Annotated in this window: 13 protein-coding genes; 4 read left to right on the top strand and 9 right to left on the bottom strand. The window is 69.6% G+C overall.

The window, feature by feature from the left end; all coding sequences use genetic code 11:
- Positions 1 to 25: 25 nt before the first annotated feature.
- Both JOF40_RS16920 and JOF40_RS16925 read right to left on the bottom strand, forming a co-directional pair.
- Positions 26 to 445 carry a DUF6578 domain-containing protein gene (locus JOF40_RS16920; RefSeq protein ID WP_129182047.1) on the bottom strand — a complete coding sequence of 140 codons (420 nt, stop codon included), beginning with the start codon at positions 443 to 445 and terminating at the stop codon, positions 26 to 28.
- Positions 442 to 645, bottom strand: coding sequence for a hypothetical protein (locus JOF40_RS16925; RefSeq protein ID WP_129182048.1), 204 nt, complete (start codon positions 643 to 645; stop codon positions 442 to 444). Before JOF40_RS16925 ends, JOF40_RS16920 begins: the two co-directional genes overlap by 4 nt.
- 53 nt (positions 646 to 698) lie before the next feature.
- Here JOF40_RS16925 and JOF40_RS16930 point away from each other — a divergent pair, with 53 nt between their 5' ends.
- Both JOF40_RS16930 and JOF40_RS16935 read left to right on the top strand, forming a co-directional pair.
- On the top strand, positions 699 to 2,432 hold the full coding sequence (locus JOF40_RS16930) for a pyridoxal phosphate-dependent aminotransferase (protein ID WP_209674678.1): 1,734 nt from the start codon (positions 699 to 701) through the stop codon (positions 2,430 to 2,432).
- A gap of 125 nt (positions 2,433 to 2,557) precedes the next feature.
- Complete coding sequence (locus JOF40_RS16935; RefSeq protein ID WP_129183341.1) at positions 2,558 to 3,454, top strand: sigma-70 family RNA polymerase sigma factor; 897 nt, start codon at positions 2,558 to 2,560, stop codon at positions 3,452 to 3,454.
- A gap of 1 nt (position 3,455) precedes the next feature.
- On the opposite strand, the gene coaE is transcribed toward JOF40_RS16935, so the two are convergent.
- A complete protein-coding gene (gene coaE / locus JOF40_RS16940) occupies positions 3,456 to 4,076 on the bottom strand; it encodes a dephospho-CoA kinase (protein ID WP_129182049.1) in 621 nt (206 codons plus the stop codon).
- A gap of 8 nt (positions 4,077 to 4,084) precedes the next feature.
- Positions 4,085 to 4,939 (bottom strand): SH3 domain-containing protein, encoded by an 855-nt coding sequence (locus tag JOF40_RS16945; RefSeq protein ID WP_129182050.1) that lies wholly within the window; start codon positions 4,937 to 4,939, stop codon positions 4,085 to 4,087.
- A gap of 134 nt (positions 4,940 to 5,073) precedes the next feature.
- Between JOF40_RS16945 and JOF40_RS16950 the strand changes: the two genes are divergently transcribed.
- A complete protein-coding gene (locus JOF40_RS16950; protein WP_246152842.1) occupies positions 5,074 to 6,387 on the top strand; it encodes a class I adenylate-forming enzyme family protein in 1,314 nt (437 codons plus the stop codon).
- 73 nt (positions 6,388 to 6,460) lie between these two features.
- Here the strand turns inward: JOF40_RS16950 and rpsA are convergent, their stop codons facing one another.
- From rpsA to JOF40_RS16975, 5 genes are all read right to left on the bottom strand, one after another.
- Positions 6,461 to 7,924: a 30S ribosomal protein S1 gene (rpsA, locus tag JOF40_RS16955; protein ID WP_129182052.1), complete on the bottom strand. Its 1,464-nt coding sequence runs from the start codon at positions 7,922 to 7,924 to the stop codon at positions 6,461 to 6,463.
- Positions 7,925 to 8,125: 201 nt separating this feature from the next.
- A complete protein-coding gene (locus tag JOF40_RS16960; RefSeq protein ID WP_129182053.1) occupies positions 8,126 to 9,376 on the bottom strand; it encodes a M18 family aminopeptidase in 1,251 nt (416 codons plus the stop codon).
- Positions 9,377 to 9,406: 30 nt separating this feature from the next.
- A complete protein-coding gene (gene pgfA / locus JOF40_RS16965) occupies positions 9,407 to 10,300 on the bottom strand; it encodes a cell envelope lipid trafficking protein PgfA (protein WP_129182054.1) in 894 nt (297 codons plus the stop codon).
- Between the two features lie 65 nt (positions 10,301 to 10,365).
- Positions 10,366 to 11,520: a hypothetical protein gene (locus JOF40_RS16970; RefSeq protein WP_129182055.1), complete on the bottom strand. Its 1,155-nt coding sequence runs from the start codon at positions 11,518 to 11,520 to the stop codon at positions 10,366 to 10,368.
- Positions 11,517 to 12,668: an acyltransferase family protein gene (locus JOF40_RS16975; RefSeq protein WP_129182056.1), complete on the bottom strand. Its 1,152-nt coding sequence runs from the start codon at positions 12,666 to 12,668 to the stop codon at positions 11,517 to 11,519. Before JOF40_RS16975 ends, JOF40_RS16970 begins: the two co-directional genes overlap by 4 nt.
- Positions 12,669 to 12,770: 102 nt before the next feature.
- On the opposite strand from JOF40_RS16975, the gene JOF40_RS16980 reads away from it, so the two are divergent.
- Positions 12,771 to 13,943, top strand: a complete 1,173-nt coding sequence (locus tag JOF40_RS16980; RefSeq protein WP_188111790.1) for an acyltransferase family protein — start codon at positions 12,771 to 12,773, stop codon at positions 13,941 to 13,943.
- Positions 13,944 to 13,993 lie beyond the last annotated feature (50 nt).

The following is a 13,993-nucleotide window of genomic DNA, read 5'->3' on the forward strand; positions in this document are numbered from 1 at the left end:
GGTCGGCGACTCGGCGCTCGGCCGGTCAGCCGACGACGACCCCGACGAGATACCCCGACGCGCCACCGTGCGGTGGGACCTGGGACTCGGCGTGGGTCCGCTGGGCGACGCTCCACGTGCGCGTGCCGGGGGTCGCTACCCAAGCCCGATCCTCGCCCTCGTGCCATCTGTCGTGAGCGACCCGGATCGTGACGACGCGGCCAGTCACCTCGACGAAGACGTCGTCGTGGCCGGTCATGTAGTCGGCGTCCTCCACCAGCAGCGTGTGTCGCGAGACGTCCGCAGGCAGCTCGACATCCACGTCCGTGTCGTCGCGACAGCTCCACTCGACCACGTCACCGACCGCGAACGAGTCGAGTGCGACGACCTCTGCGCTCGTCCAGATCCAGACCCAGACGACGTCGGTCGAGCTCGGCAGCACCGAAGGAACGGGAGGCGTCGTCACGTCGGCACGTCGCCGTTGCGGCGCCTGGCCTCGATCTCGAACGTGGCGTCGACGACGCCGCGTGCCACGCACCCGACCAGCAGCACGGCGACGCCGAGCAGCAGCACAGCGGCACCGGCGACGACGGACACGTACAGCAGCGCACCGCCGACGGCGGTGACGAACAGACCTGTCAGGATGCGAAACGTCGATTCGTACACAGACACAGTCTCTCGCATCGCGGTGTCGCCCCGCCGTGGGGCAGGATGACGGCGTGACCACCGCGCACCCCCGTCCCAGCACCGTCGTCTGCGAGGCGGACGCCGTGCAGCGCGAGGCCATCTACCGCATCCGGCACGACGTGTACGCCGTCGAGCTCGGCCAGCACCCCGTCAATACGGCAGGGCGACTGACCGATCGGCTCGACGACGTCAACCGCTATCTCGTGGCCACGCGGGACGGGTCGCTCGCCGCCTTCGTCAGCATCACGCCGCCGAACGTGCTCGGCTACTCGGTCGACAAGTACTTCACGCGTGCCGAGATGCCCTTCGACGTCGACGACGACACCTACGAGATCCGCCTTCTGACCGTCCTGCCCGGACACCGCGACACCGATCTCGCAGCACTGCTGATGGTCGCTGCCTACCGGTGGATCGAGTCCCGCGGCGGACGCACCGTCGTCGCGATCGGCAGGGACGACGTGGTGCCGATGTACGTCCGCGGCGGCATGCGACCCACGGGTCTGACCACGACGTCAGGAGCCGTGACCTTCGAGCTGATGCACGCCGACGTGGCCGAGGTGCGGGATGCGTTCGACGCGCTCGAGCCCGTCGTCGCGGCCATCGAGCAGGCCGTGGAATGGCGGTTGCACGTGCCGCTCCGCAAACCGGCGGCCTGCTTCCACGGCGGCGAGTCGTTCGGGGCGGTCGGGGTCGGCTTCGACGACCTCTCGCGCCGGCACGACGTCATCAACGCGGACGTGCTGGACGCGTGGTTCGAGCCGGCACCGGCGGTGCTGGCCGAGCTGGAGCGGCACCTGGCCTGGCTCGTGCGCACCTCTCCGCCGGTCGACTGCGCCGGACTGGTCGCCGCCATCGCGGCCGCACGCGACCTCGACCCTCGCTCGGTGCTGGTGGGCGCGGGATCGTCCGACCTCATCTTCCGCGCCCTGCCCCGCTGGCTGACACGTGCTTCCCGGGTCGTGTTGCTCGACCCGACCTATGGCGAGTACGCCCACGTGCTCGAGAAGGTCGTCGGGTGCACCGTCGAGCGTCTGCGGCTCGACCGTGACCGCGACTACCGGCCCGACCTCGCGGCACTGGTCGAGCTGGCGGCGTCCGGCCCCGACCTCATCGTGCTGGTCAACCCCAACAGTCCCACCGGCCAGCACCTGACGGTCGACGAGATCGGCACCCTGCTCGACGCGGCACCGCCGTCGACCCGCATCTGGGTCGACGAGACCTACGCGGCCTACGTGGGCCAGAGCGTCGAGGAGCTCATCACCCGCCACGACCAGCTGATCGTGTGCACCTCGCTGTCGAAGGCATACGCATTGAGCGGCGCACGGGTCGCCTACCTGGCGGCAGCGCCCCACCAGCTCGAGGAGCTGCGGTCGCTGACCCCGCCCTGGGTCGTCGGGTTGCCGTCGCAGGTCGCGGCCACCCGTGCCCTCGAGTCGCTCGACTACTACCAGGGCTGCTGGGACCGAACGCACGTCCTGCGTGAGGAGCTGGCGACCGGACTGACCGGGCTCGGATGGGACGTGGTCCCCGGACAAGTCGCCAACTTCCTGCTCGCGCACCTGCCCGCGGCTGGTCCCACAGCCGCCGAGCTCGTCGCCGCGGCCCAGCGGCACGGGCTGTTCCTGCGCGACGCCGGTGCGATGGGCACCGCGCTCGGCGACCGCGCCGTGCGAGTCGCCGTCAAGGACGCTGCCACGAACGACAGGATCATGGCCGTGCTCGGTGCCGTGGCCGCACCCCTCAACGCAGTAGCACAGGGTTCCTAAGACTCCACTGAGAGCGGAATCCTCGGGTGTGCTCGCGCGTTGCAGTCAGTACAGACACTGATGGGAGTCGCACCGTGAGCACCAGAACCAGCAGCACCACCGCGGAGGGCAAGGACAGCGTCGGCATGTACCTCGCCGAGATCGCCCGTACTCCCCTGCTCGACGCCGCCCGCGAGGTCGAGCTGAGCAAGACCGTCGAGGCCGGGCTCTACGCCCGTCACCTGCTCGAGGAGGGCCGCGTCGGCCGCAAGAAGGGTGGAGCGCCCAAGTGGGCCACCGAGGAGGAGCTGACCTGGCTCGCCGAGGAGGGTGACCGCGCGATCCAGGAGTTCATCCAGGCCAACCTGCGCCTCGTCGTCTCGATCGCCCGCAAGTACGGACGCTCGGCGATGCCGATGCTCGACCTCGTGCAGGAGGGCAACACGGGCCTCATCCGCGCCGTCGAGAAGTTCGACTACGCCAAGGGCTTCAAGTTCTCGACCTACGCCACGTGGTGGGTCCGCCAGGCCATCACCCGCGGCATCGCGCAGCAGGCCCGTGTCGTCCGCCTGCCCGTCCACGTCGTCGAGGAGCTCAACCAGGTCACGGCCGCGCGCCGCAACCTCGAGCGTCAGCTCGGCTACGACCCCGAGCCCGCCGAGATCGCCCTCGAGCTCGGCATGGACGTCGACCGGGTCATCGACCTGATGTCGTGGGGACGCGACCACGTCAGCCTCGACTCCCCCGTCGACGACGACGGCGACACCTCGCTCGGCGACCTGATCGCGCGCGAGACCGCGCCGGGCCCCGACTTCGCGGTGCTCGACGACGAGTCGCGTCACCTCGTGGCCAGCCTCGTCGACAACCTGGGCGAGCGCGAGGCCGACATCGTCCGCGCCCGCTACGGCCTGCTCGACGGACGACAGCAGAAGCTCGCCGACATCGGCAAGCGGCACGGCATCTCGGCCGAGCGCGTGCGCCAGCTCGAGCGCGAGGCCCTCGCGACGCTGCGCCGGATCGCGGATCCCGACCTGGCCGCGTAGGTCAGACGGTGCCCGGCTCCGGCCGGGCCGCCGCCCTGGACACGAGCTCGTCCCACGTACCCCCGACGATGTGGACGAGCTCGTCCTGAGGACCGGTGTTGTCGATCACCAGATCGGCGGCACCGGTCCTCTGCTCTCTCGACGCCTGTGCGGCGATGCGGGCACGCGCCTCGTCCTCGCTCATGCCGCGATGGGTCGTCAGCCGCTGGACCTGCACCTCGACCGGCACGTCGACGACCACCACGACGTCGCACCGCGCGGCGGCACCCATCTCGACCAGGAGCGGGTTGTCGTGCACGACCACGGCGTCCGGCCCTGCCTCGGCCTCGCGCCGCTCGCCCAGCTCGCGGATCGCGGGATGGGTGATGCCGTTCAGGTCGGCGAGCGCCGCGGCGTCGCCGAAGACGATCGCCCCGAGGGCAGGACGGTCGAGCGTCCCGTCAGCCGTGATGACGTCGGCACCGAACCGAGAGGCGATCTCGTCGAGCGCCGGGCTGCCCGGTGCCACGACGTCGCGCGCGAGCAGGTCGTAGTCGATCACGACGGCACCGTGGCCCGCGAGCAGCGCACTGACGGTGCTCTTGCCCGACCCGATGCCACCGGTGAGGCCGACCCTCAACATCCGGTCACCTAGCGGGTGGCGGAGTTGCCGTAGGTCGTGACGTGCACGTGGTCCATGTGGTTGGCCGTGGCACCGCCGCGGTCGCTCATGCCACGCCACGAGTTGGACGTCGCCGGACGCCAGATGCGCTGGCGCCAGATGAGGTACTCGACGCCGAGCTCGGCACGGTGCTCCTGCAGGTAGGCGGCCACCTCGTTGCCGAGATCGCTGGAGATCATGATGTCGATCGCGTGGCCCGTGGCGTGCTCACCGCGTCCCGCGATGCCGCCGTAACTGACGATCGACGGGAACTTCGCGCAGATCGCGCGGTGCACCTTGATGGTGTCGGGCTGCAGCCCCTTCTCCATGCCCGAGCCCGTGGCGCACGGCGCGGTGCCCAGCGGCTCCTCGGCGGAGATGCTCGCGGCCTCGACCCAACGGGGCAGGTCGTTGTGCATGATCTGCGCCCACTTGCCGTTGGTCTCGCCCGTGATGTCGACGGACTCGCCGTAGGGGACGGTCGCCAGCACCGGTGAGCCCGACTTGGCGTCGGCGTGCACCTGGATGTCGGTGGTCGCGTAGCGCAGACCCTCGATCTTCTCCTCGACGGCGGCGACGTTGGGGACGGGAGGCCGCTCGGCGCTGCGGCTGACTGCCGCCGGTGCCTGGCCGCGGCTGGCGGAGGCGGCGAAGAGGTCCTTCTGCTGGGACGCGCCCGCTGCCGCTGCCTTGATCGGGTGGCTGTCGTGGAAGACAGCCGCTCCGGCAGCGCCCGCGACGGTCAGCATGCCGACGGTCGGAAGAACGGCCCACGTGGAGACGGTGCGGCGCTTACGACGGATGGTGCGTGGTGCAGCGTGCTTGCTGTGGCGTTGGTCTGCCACGAAGTACCACCTAGTGCATCGACGACAATCGGCTCAGCGTCCGAGTCAACCATACTGAGACGAATCGTTCACCCCGAATGCCGTCCCCGCCGCGGGACGATGTGACCCATCTCCCACCATCGCGAGGATCCAGCGTGCCCGACGTCCTGACAGCAGCCCGCAGCGAGCAGCAGCAGCGACGCGTCGCCGGCACCCTGACGGCTCACGGACTCGTCGCCGGCGACCGGCTCGTCCTCGCCGTGCCCGGCAGCCCCACCTACGTCAGCGTCGTGCTCGGTGCCCTGCGCAGCGGCATCGTCCCGGTGCCGCTCGACCCCCGGCTGACGGCCCACGAGCGCGACGCGATCATCGCCGACGTCGCGCCCAGCCTCGTCGTCGACGACGATGCGGACCTGGAGTCGTTGCTGAGCGGCCCGGACGCCGTGCTGTCGCCGCACCCTCGCTGCCGCCCCATGCACTTCACGTCGGGTACGACGGGTCGCCCCAAGGGCGTCTGGTCGGGGATGCTGTCCCCGGAGCACGCCGCGGCGCTCGTCGCCGAGGAGCGCGACCTGTGGGGCTTCGCGTCCGACGACCTCGACCTGGTCGTGTCGCCGATCTACCACTCCGCTCCCCTGCGGTTCGCGATGGGCACGATCCTGGCCGGCGGATCCGTCGCGGTGCTCCCGCGGTTCGAGCCGGACGCCTTCCTGTCCGCGGTCGCCGATCTTCGTCCCACCTCGATGTTCTGCGTGCCGGCGCACCTGCAGCGGCTGTTCGCGCACCTCGACGAGCGCGGGCTGACCCCTGACGTGTCGTCGTTCCGGCTGGTCGCGCACGCCGGCGCGCCATGCCCCGAACCCGTGCGGCTCCGTGCCCATGCCCTGTTCGGGACCGACGTCGTCTGGGAGTTCTACGGGTCGACCGAGGGGCAGTTCACCGCCTGCTCGGCGCCTGAGTGGGCCGAGCGTCCGGGCACCCTCGGACTGGCTCGTCCCGGACGAGTCGTGACGACGGACGACGAGGGACAGCTGTGGTGCTCGGTGCCCGCCTGGGCACGGTTCACGTACTGGAACGCACCAGAGAAGACCGCGCAGACCTGGCGCACCACGCCCGACGGCCCTGCGTTCACCGTCGGAGACCTCGGCCGGGTCGACGACGACGGCTACGTCTTCCTCGACTCGCGCCGCGAGGACCTCATCATCACCGGCGGCGTCAACGTCTACCCCGCGGAGGTCGAGGCGGCACTGCAGACCGTCGACGGCGTCGACGACGTGGCGGTCTACGGACGCGACGACGAGAGGTGGGGGCAGCGGGTGTGCGCGGCGTACGTCGGGGACGTCGACGAGGCGGTGCTGCGCGCTGTCGCCGAGGAGCGCCTCGCGCCCCCGAAGCGTCCCAAGACGTACGTCCGGCACGCGGAGCTGCCTCGCACCGCGACCGGCAAGGTCAGGCGCACACAGCTCTGACCGGTGGCGGTGCCTGCAGACGACAGCACCCCCGGTCCGCGAGGACCGGGGGTGCTGAGGTGGAGCGGGAGACTTACGCCTCGCCGCCCGTGAGCTTCTCGCGCAGAGCCTGCAGCGCCTCGTCGGAGGCCAGCGAGCCCTCCTGGACGGGAGCGTCGGCACCGGCGGACGAGTCCGACGAGTAGTTGGACGCCTCGGCAGCCTCGATGCCAGCCTTCTCGGCCTCTTCGATCTGCTTCTTGTGGGCTTCCCAGCGCTCGTGAGCCTCGGCGTACTGCTTCTCCCACGTGGCGCGGGCCTCGTCGAAGCCCTCCTGCCACTCGCCGGTCTCGGGGTCGAAACCTTCGGGGTAGATGTAGTTGCCCTGCTCGTCGTACGAGGAGGTCATGCCGTACAGCGTCGGGTCGAAGTCGTCGCTGACGGCGGCCTCGGTCTCGTTGGCCTGCTTGAGCGACAGCGAGATGCGACGACGCTCGAGGTCGATGTCGATGATCTTGACCATGACCGAGTCGCCGATCTGGACGACCTGCTCGGGGATCTCGACGTGACGCTCGGCGAGCTCGGAGATGTGCACCAGGCCCTCGATGCCCTCCTCGACGCGGACGAACGCACCGAAGGGGACCAGCTTGGTCGCCTTGCCGGGCACGATCTGCCCGATCTGGTGCGTACGGGCGAAGTGCTGCCAGGGGTCTTCCTGCGTGGCCTTGAGCGACAGCGAGACGCGCTCGCGGTCCATGTCGACGTCGAGCACCTCGACGGTGACCTCGTCGCCGACCTGGACGACCTCGTTCGGGTGGTCGATGTGCTTCCAGGACAGCTCGGAGACGTGGACGAGTCCGTCGACGCCGCCGAGGTCGACGAACGCACCGAAGTTGACGATCGACGAGATGACGCCCTTGCGCACCTGCCCCTTCTGGAGCTCGGTGAGGAAGTTCTGGCGGACGGCGGACTGCGTCTGCTCGAGCCAGGCACGGCGCGACAGGACCACGTTGTTGCGGTTCTTGTCGAGCTCGATGATCTTGGCCTCGATCTTCTGACCGATGTACGGGTCGAGGTCGCGCACGCGGCGCATCTCGACCAGCGACGCGGGCAGGAAGCCGCGCAGACCGATGTCCATGATCAGGCCGCCCTTGACGACCTCGATGACGGTGCCCTCGACGACGCCGTCCTCGGCCTTGATCTTCTCGATGTCGCCCCACGCGCGCTCGTACTGCGCACGCTTCTTGGACAGGATCAGACGGCCTTCCTTGTCCTCCTTCTGGAGGACGAGGGCTTCGACGCTGTCGCCGACGGAAACGACCTCGTTGGGGTCGACGTCGTGCTTGATGGACAGCTCGCGCGAGGGGATGACGCCTTCGGTCTTGTAACCGATGTCGAGGAGGACCTCGTCGCGGTCGACCTTGACGATGATGCCCTCGACGATGTCGCCGTCGTTGAAGTACTTGATGGTGAGGTCGATCGCGGCGAGGAAGTCTGCCTCAGAGCCGATGTCGTTGACCGCTACCTGGGGTGCCACGTGGGCGATGCTGCTAGTCATAAAGGAGTTGCTCCGATGGATGGGTGGAATTGTCGGGCACGCATGAAAGCCCTTTTATCGTGAGGACGCCGGCGATATCCGCCGGCCGGGCACGAGTACGAGCCTGCTCTGTCCGAGGTGCATACAGGCGTTCTGCGCAGAATCAAGCGTACGCGACAGGTCCGTCAGCGAGACAGGTGGGTCGCACAGGCCGCGCGGGCGTCAGGACAGAGGAGACAGGAAGGCTGCGAGGGCCCGCGCGTACGGATCGACGTCGGCCGCGCCCATCGTCTCGCGCGCGGAGTGCATCGCCAGCTGGGGCGCTCCGACGTCGACGGTCAGCATGCCGGTCCGAGCGGCGCTGAGCGGCCCGATCGTCGAGCCGCATGGCAGGTCGGCGCGGTGCTCGTAGCGCTGGAGCGGGACACCGGCCTGCTCACACGCGCGGACGAAATGGGCCGTGCCCGGGGCGTCGCTGGCGTACCGGAGGTTGGGGTGCAGCTTGAGCACGGGTCCCCCGCCGATCGCGATGTGGTGCAGCGGCTCGTGACGCTCTGCGTGGTTGGGGTGGGTCGCGTGCGCCATGTCGCCCGACGCGCACACCGAGGCCGCGACGGCGCGGTGGTAGTCGTCGCGCGTGCCCCCGGCGGCGATGACGATGCGCTCGAGCACCGTGGCGAGCAGATCGGACTGCGCGCCCCGCTCGGACGTGCTGCCCACCTCCTCGTGGTCGAACAGCGCCAGGACGGGGCGGATGCCAGGGGTCGGTGTGGCGGCGAGCAGGGCGCGTGTGCCGGCGAAGCACGTGACCTGGTTGTCGAGGCGCGGCGCGCTGACCAGCTCGGCATCGACGCCGATGAGACGACTCGGCTGGGCGTCGTGCGTCATGAGCTCGAAGCCCAGGACGTCGGCGGCGTCGACGCCGGCACGCTCGGCCACGACGTCGAGGAACGTGCCCCGCGACGTCGACCAGAGCCCGTTGAGATGGCGCTGCGGGTCGACCTCCAGCGGCTTGCGGTCGGACAGGTGGATCGCGAGCTGCGGCACCCGGATCACCGGCTCGGCGACGTGCACCAGCACCTCGCGGCCGTCGCGCAGCGCCAGGCGTCCGGCGATGCCGAGGTCGCGATCGAGCCAGGAGTGCAGCCACGCTCCCCCGTAGGGCTCCAGCGCGACGACGCCGAGACCCTCCGGCGACAGGTCGTGGTGCTGCTTGAGCCGCAGGTTGGGGCTGTCGGTGTGCCCGCCCACGACCCGGAACGCGTCGTGCGGAGCCGTGCTGGACTCCGACGACCACGCCACGAGGGACCCGCCACGCACGACGTAGAAGCGTCCCGGCTCGGACGGCCACGCGTCCTGCTCGGCCACGCGGCGGAACCCGACCGAGTCGAGCTCGGCCGCGACCGTCTCGCAGACGTGGAACGGGGTCGGTGACCGGTCGATGAACGCGCAGAGGTCGGCGGCTGAGGACATGCCCGACACCCTACGAGACGGGCACCCGCGTCACTTCTGCGCGTGCTGCGCGTCCTTGGTCCTGCGTCCGGAGGCCTGGAGCAGGATGCCGGCGATGAGCGCGATGAGGCCGACGATGAGGCCGCCGATCGGGATCGTCGTCGACACCAGGTCGAGGCTCTTGATGTTGTCCTTGGTGTCGGCGACGTTGGCGGCGACCTGGCCGTCGGTCATGCCGAAGTCGAGCGCGAGCACGGGCGCACCGGCATCGGTGACACGCTCCTGCTTCTCGTTCTGCTTGATGATCGCCCCGGTGCGGGGATCGACGAAGATCGTCTTGGAGCTGGAGTAGAGACCCGGGACGCCCGCGGCGATCTCGATCGGCGCATCGGCCACGTCGACCGTGTACTCGTACGTCTCCAGCCCGTCGATCGTCTTGGTTCCGACGTACTTGGCGTTGATCTGCTTGCTCGCCAGCTCGTCCCAGTACTTGTAGTCGCGCTTCTCGGTGCCGAAGGGCCACTTGTTGACCAGACCGCGCTTCTCGACGGCGTCGGGCGGCAGGATCTTCGGGTCGTTGACACCGACGCCGGTGTGGCGGTCCGTCGCGAAGATCTCCGAGCTCGCCGACAGGAGACGCCCCTCGGGATCGGACGCCTCGACGCAGGGCGGGGTGTCGCCCTTGACGATCACGAGGCACGACGAGCTGTTGAAGACCACCACGTCCGAGGTGGACTTGGCCGAGTCGGCACGGGTCAGCTGGATGGCCTTGACCGGGACCGGGGCCGCGCCGCTCAGCGACGCCGTGCCCGACGCCAGCGTGGTGCTGTCGGTGTCGAGGGGGGTCTTCTGGACCTGATTGCTGGTCCAGAAGGCGGCCACTCCTGCCACCACCAACGCCGTCACACCGAAGAAAACCAAAACTGCACCAGCAAACTTACGCATCGCGGCGATCCACTCTCTCCCATGATTGAAAAACCCCAGTGACCCGAGTCACAGGCAGGACCGTATCAGTTGGGTCGGTCACCGGAGATTGCGTCGCCGTCGGCGCTGGTGAGGTCGGCCTGTCGAGCTGACCACTGCTGCCTCAGCCAGCCCGGACCGCGCGCCAGGAGCCACCACGTCGCCCCTGCTGCGGCGAGGCTCGCGACCGCGACGAGGACCGCGACCATGGTCGCCGGGTAGGTCCCCTCGTGCCGCGTCGCGGTGGCTGCCACGAACGGCGCCCACACCAGCAGAGGTGCGGCGATCCCCCCGGTGGCGACGACCTCGGGCCGCAGGAGTGCCTGTGTCGCGAGTCCGCGCGGGTCGGGATCTGCTCCCGACGCCCACAGCGACAGAGCGGTGAGCGCAGCGCCCAGGGGCAGGACCACCGTGAAGATGCCGTCGATGTCGACGAACGAGGTCGCGATGAGCCCCGCGAGCAGGATCGTCGTGGCTGCGCCGACGATCTGGCCCGCCACCTCGCGCCCCACCGCCGGAACGCCGACGAGGCATGCAGCCAAGACTCCCATCGCGAAGGCGTCGCAGCGTCCGAGCGAGTCGAGCGCGGCCTGGACCCAGCCCTCGGTCGACAGCACGTGGGCCCGCCACGCGATCGATGCCACGACGCAGCCCGCCGCCAGGACGGCCACGGTCGGGCCGGTCCAGCGACGACGCCCCAGCAGGGCGACGACGACTCCCAGCACGAGGGCGTACTGCACCATCAGGCTGACGATCCACAGCGACGACACGTCGGAGCGCACGAGAAGGAGGTGGTCGAGGATCCACTGGTTCTGCACGAACGACCAGGCATGCAGCAACGACGTCCGGGTGACCTCGTCCGACGCCGTGTCGGTGTCGTCGTAGCGGGTCACGGCCAGCACCGCGACGGTCACCAGGAGCATCGCCACGACGACCGGCAGCACGACCCGCACCCACGCCACGAGCATCTCGACGAGCGAGATCGACCGGGCGGCGCGCAACCGGACCGCCAGCAGGTAGCCGAACGCCGCGAAGAAGACCGCCAGGGCGAGATTGCCCGAGCGGAAGACGCCGTTGAGCGGGCGCATGCTCTCGAGGTCTTCCAGCGGCAGCACCGACCCGATGCTCGACAGCAGGTAGACCACGGCGGCCGCGCCCTGCAACGACCAGGCGATGCGCATGTCGACGACGGCCTTCCTCACGGCAACTGCTCCCGTGACATGCGGAACACGGATCGGGTGGCGAGCAGGCGTCGGATCGGCTCGTCGATCCAGCGCTCGCTGGCCCACACCACGACGATCAGGATGACCACGCTCACGAAGGTGCGCTCGATCCAGCTCCAGCTCTCGGTGTGCCGCGAGACGATCACGAAGATCGGCAGATGCCACACGAAGATCGCCAGCGAGGCCCTGCCCAGGCGTCGCAGCGGTGCCCACTCGAGAGCGCGGGACACCCGCGTCGGCGCGGGCAGCAGCCACACCGCGACGACCACGATGCCGGCGACGAGCGTGAACGGGATCGACCACGAGCGCAGGTAGGCGTACGTCGACAGCTCGGGCAGCGCGAGCTTGAGGGCCAGCAGCACGAGCGCAGAGATCCACAGGACGTGGCCCCACGCGCGCCACCGGGACAGCCACGGCAGCGCCACGGCAAGGGCCACCCCCCACAGGAGCCCGTCGGACCGGGTGGTGGTCAGCGACGAGGCGACAACCCAGCCGCGCTCGTCGAGCACGTCCTGGCGGTGGATGTAGACGGCGACCATGAGCGCCACGAGCAGCGCGACCAGCACCGGCCGCCATCGACCCAGCACCACGAGGAGCAGGGGCAGGATCAGGTAGCACTGCTGCTGCACGCCGAGGTACCACAGGTGCCCGAACTCGGGCTGGACCGCGAAGGGATCAGTCGACACGAGGAGGTTGAACGTGTAGGTCAGGGCGTGCAGCACATTGGTCGGGATGTCCGCGCCGTCCGGCACCTCGGGGTCGAGCCGCAGCGCGATCCCGACGACGACGCAGACCGCGACCACCTGCCCGCCGACCCGCACCAGACGACGCAGGTAGAAGCGCCACGGATCGAACGTCCCGCGTTCGCGCTCGCGCAGGAGTCCGTCGGTGACGATGAAACCGCCGACGACGAAGAACACGATGACCGCTCCGCCGCCGAGCAGTCCGTTGACGATCGGGACGTCGTAGATCGGCCCTCGGGTCCACAGGACGCCGACGGCGTGGTTGACGACGACCGACACGATGACGAGACCGCGCAGCCCGTCGAGAGCCGCGACCCGCCTGCTCGTCGACGGGACGGCAGCGCGATCGCGCCGGATCACGTCACCGGCACCCTTACCGCCCACGGCGTGCTCCCTCCACGACGACGTCGTCGTCGACGCATGCTCCGGGCGACGGTATCAGCGATCTGGACCGACGTGACCTCTGAATGCGATTACCCTGAGCAGATGCCCGACGAGAAGAAGCAGACCCTCGCCTCTCGCATCGTGGTGATCGACGGACTGCGCGGTCTGCTGGTGATCCTGGTGGTCCTCCACCACGGCTGGACCCTGTGGCCGACCGGCGGGATCGAGGACACGTGGCCGGTCTACCGGTGGTTCGTCGCCGGCAACTTCGCGGTGTCGGTGTTCTTCGTGCTCGGCGCGTTCCTCGCGACCCGCAGCCTCCTGCGCCAGGCCGAGGCTGGCTCCCTGCGCCCCAGCAGCGCGCTGGTCCGGCGGGCGGTACGCCTCGGCGGCCAGATGTACCTGCTGCTGATCGTCCTGCTGATCGTGTCGGTCTTCGACGAGACCGACACGTATCCCAAGGCCGCCACGACCGACTCCGTCCTGCACGCCGCGACGTTCACGTTCAACTGGTTCGTGCAGAACCCGCTCGTCGAGTCACGGCCCGACATCGGTCACCTGTGGTACCTGTCGGTCGACATGCAGGTGTTCGTCGTCGTGCTGGCCATCGTCTGGCTGCTGCGGCGGCGAGCCGTGTGGCTCGTCGTCGCCCTGGCGACGCTGTTCTTCCTGCTGGCGCTGTGGCGCAGCCAGATCTATCACGACGACGGGGCGTACCGGGCCCTGCTGCGCACGGCCGGCCGGGCCGACGCTCCCATCGCCGGTGCGCTGGCAGCTGCGCTCCTGCCCTTCGTCAAGCTCGATCAGCAACGCGCCCGGCTGCTGGCGCTCGTCGCGGCACTCTCGCTGCTGCCACTCATGTACGTCACGGGCGACCTCGACTACTTCTTCGGGGTCCCCGGCGTGCTGGTCGACATCGCCGTCGGCTCGATGCTGATCGGGCTGAGCCTGGCACCTGCCCACCCGGCACTGACAGCCGTGTTCGCGCGGCGTCCGCTCCGGTTCCTCGGGCGCTACTCGCTGGGCATCTACCTCTGGCACTACCCGGTGTTCTGGTTCGTCGCGCGTCACGGCATCGAGTGGAACTGGGGCGTGCGAGTCGTCGTCGGCTTCGCCATCACCGCCGTCATGGTCACGATCGGACAGCTCGTGGCCGAACGACGCGTGACCCAGATCGTCGACTCGCCGCGCTGGCGGGCGATGGACGATGGCCTCCCGGCCTTCGTCATCCGGCAGGCGCGATCGCGCTGGAAGGTCGGCCAGCGGTCCGAATGATCGGCCCAGGCCACGCGACACCCGGCCACGCCATCGTCCGCCCCGTGGGC

This window comes from Aeromicrobium fastidiosum (genome assembly GCF_017876595.1).
Lineage (GTDB): Bacteria > Actinomycetota > Actinomycetes > Propionibacteriales > Nocardioidaceae > Aeromicrobium > Aeromicrobium fastidiosum.

Bases quoted from the DNA above. Each gene is read 5' to 3' on its own strand.
- JOF40_RS16935 (WP_129183341.1), top strand. From the start codon at position 2,558: ATGTACCTCGCCGAGATCGCCCGTACTCCCCTGCTCGACGCCGCCCGC.
- coaE (WP_129182049.1), bottom strand. From the start codon at position 4,076: ATGTTGAGGGTCGGCCTCACCGGTGGCATCGGGTCGGGCAAGAGCACC.
- rpsA (WP_129182052.1), bottom strand. From the start codon at position 7,924: ATGACTAGCAGCATCGCCCACGTGGCACCCCAGGTAGCGGTCAACGAC.
- JOF40_RS16960 (WP_129182053.1), bottom strand. From the start codon at position 9,376: ATGTCCTCAGCCGCCGACCTCTGCGCGTTCATCGACCGGTCACCGACC.
- pgfA (WP_129182054.1), bottom strand. From the start codon at position 10,300: ATGCGTAAGTTTGCTGGTGCAGTTTTGGTTTTCTTCGGTGTGACGGCG.
- JOF40_RS16980 (WP_188111790.1), top strand. From the start codon at position 12,771: ATGCCCGACGAGAAGAAGCAGACCCTCGCCTCTCGCATCGTGGTGATC.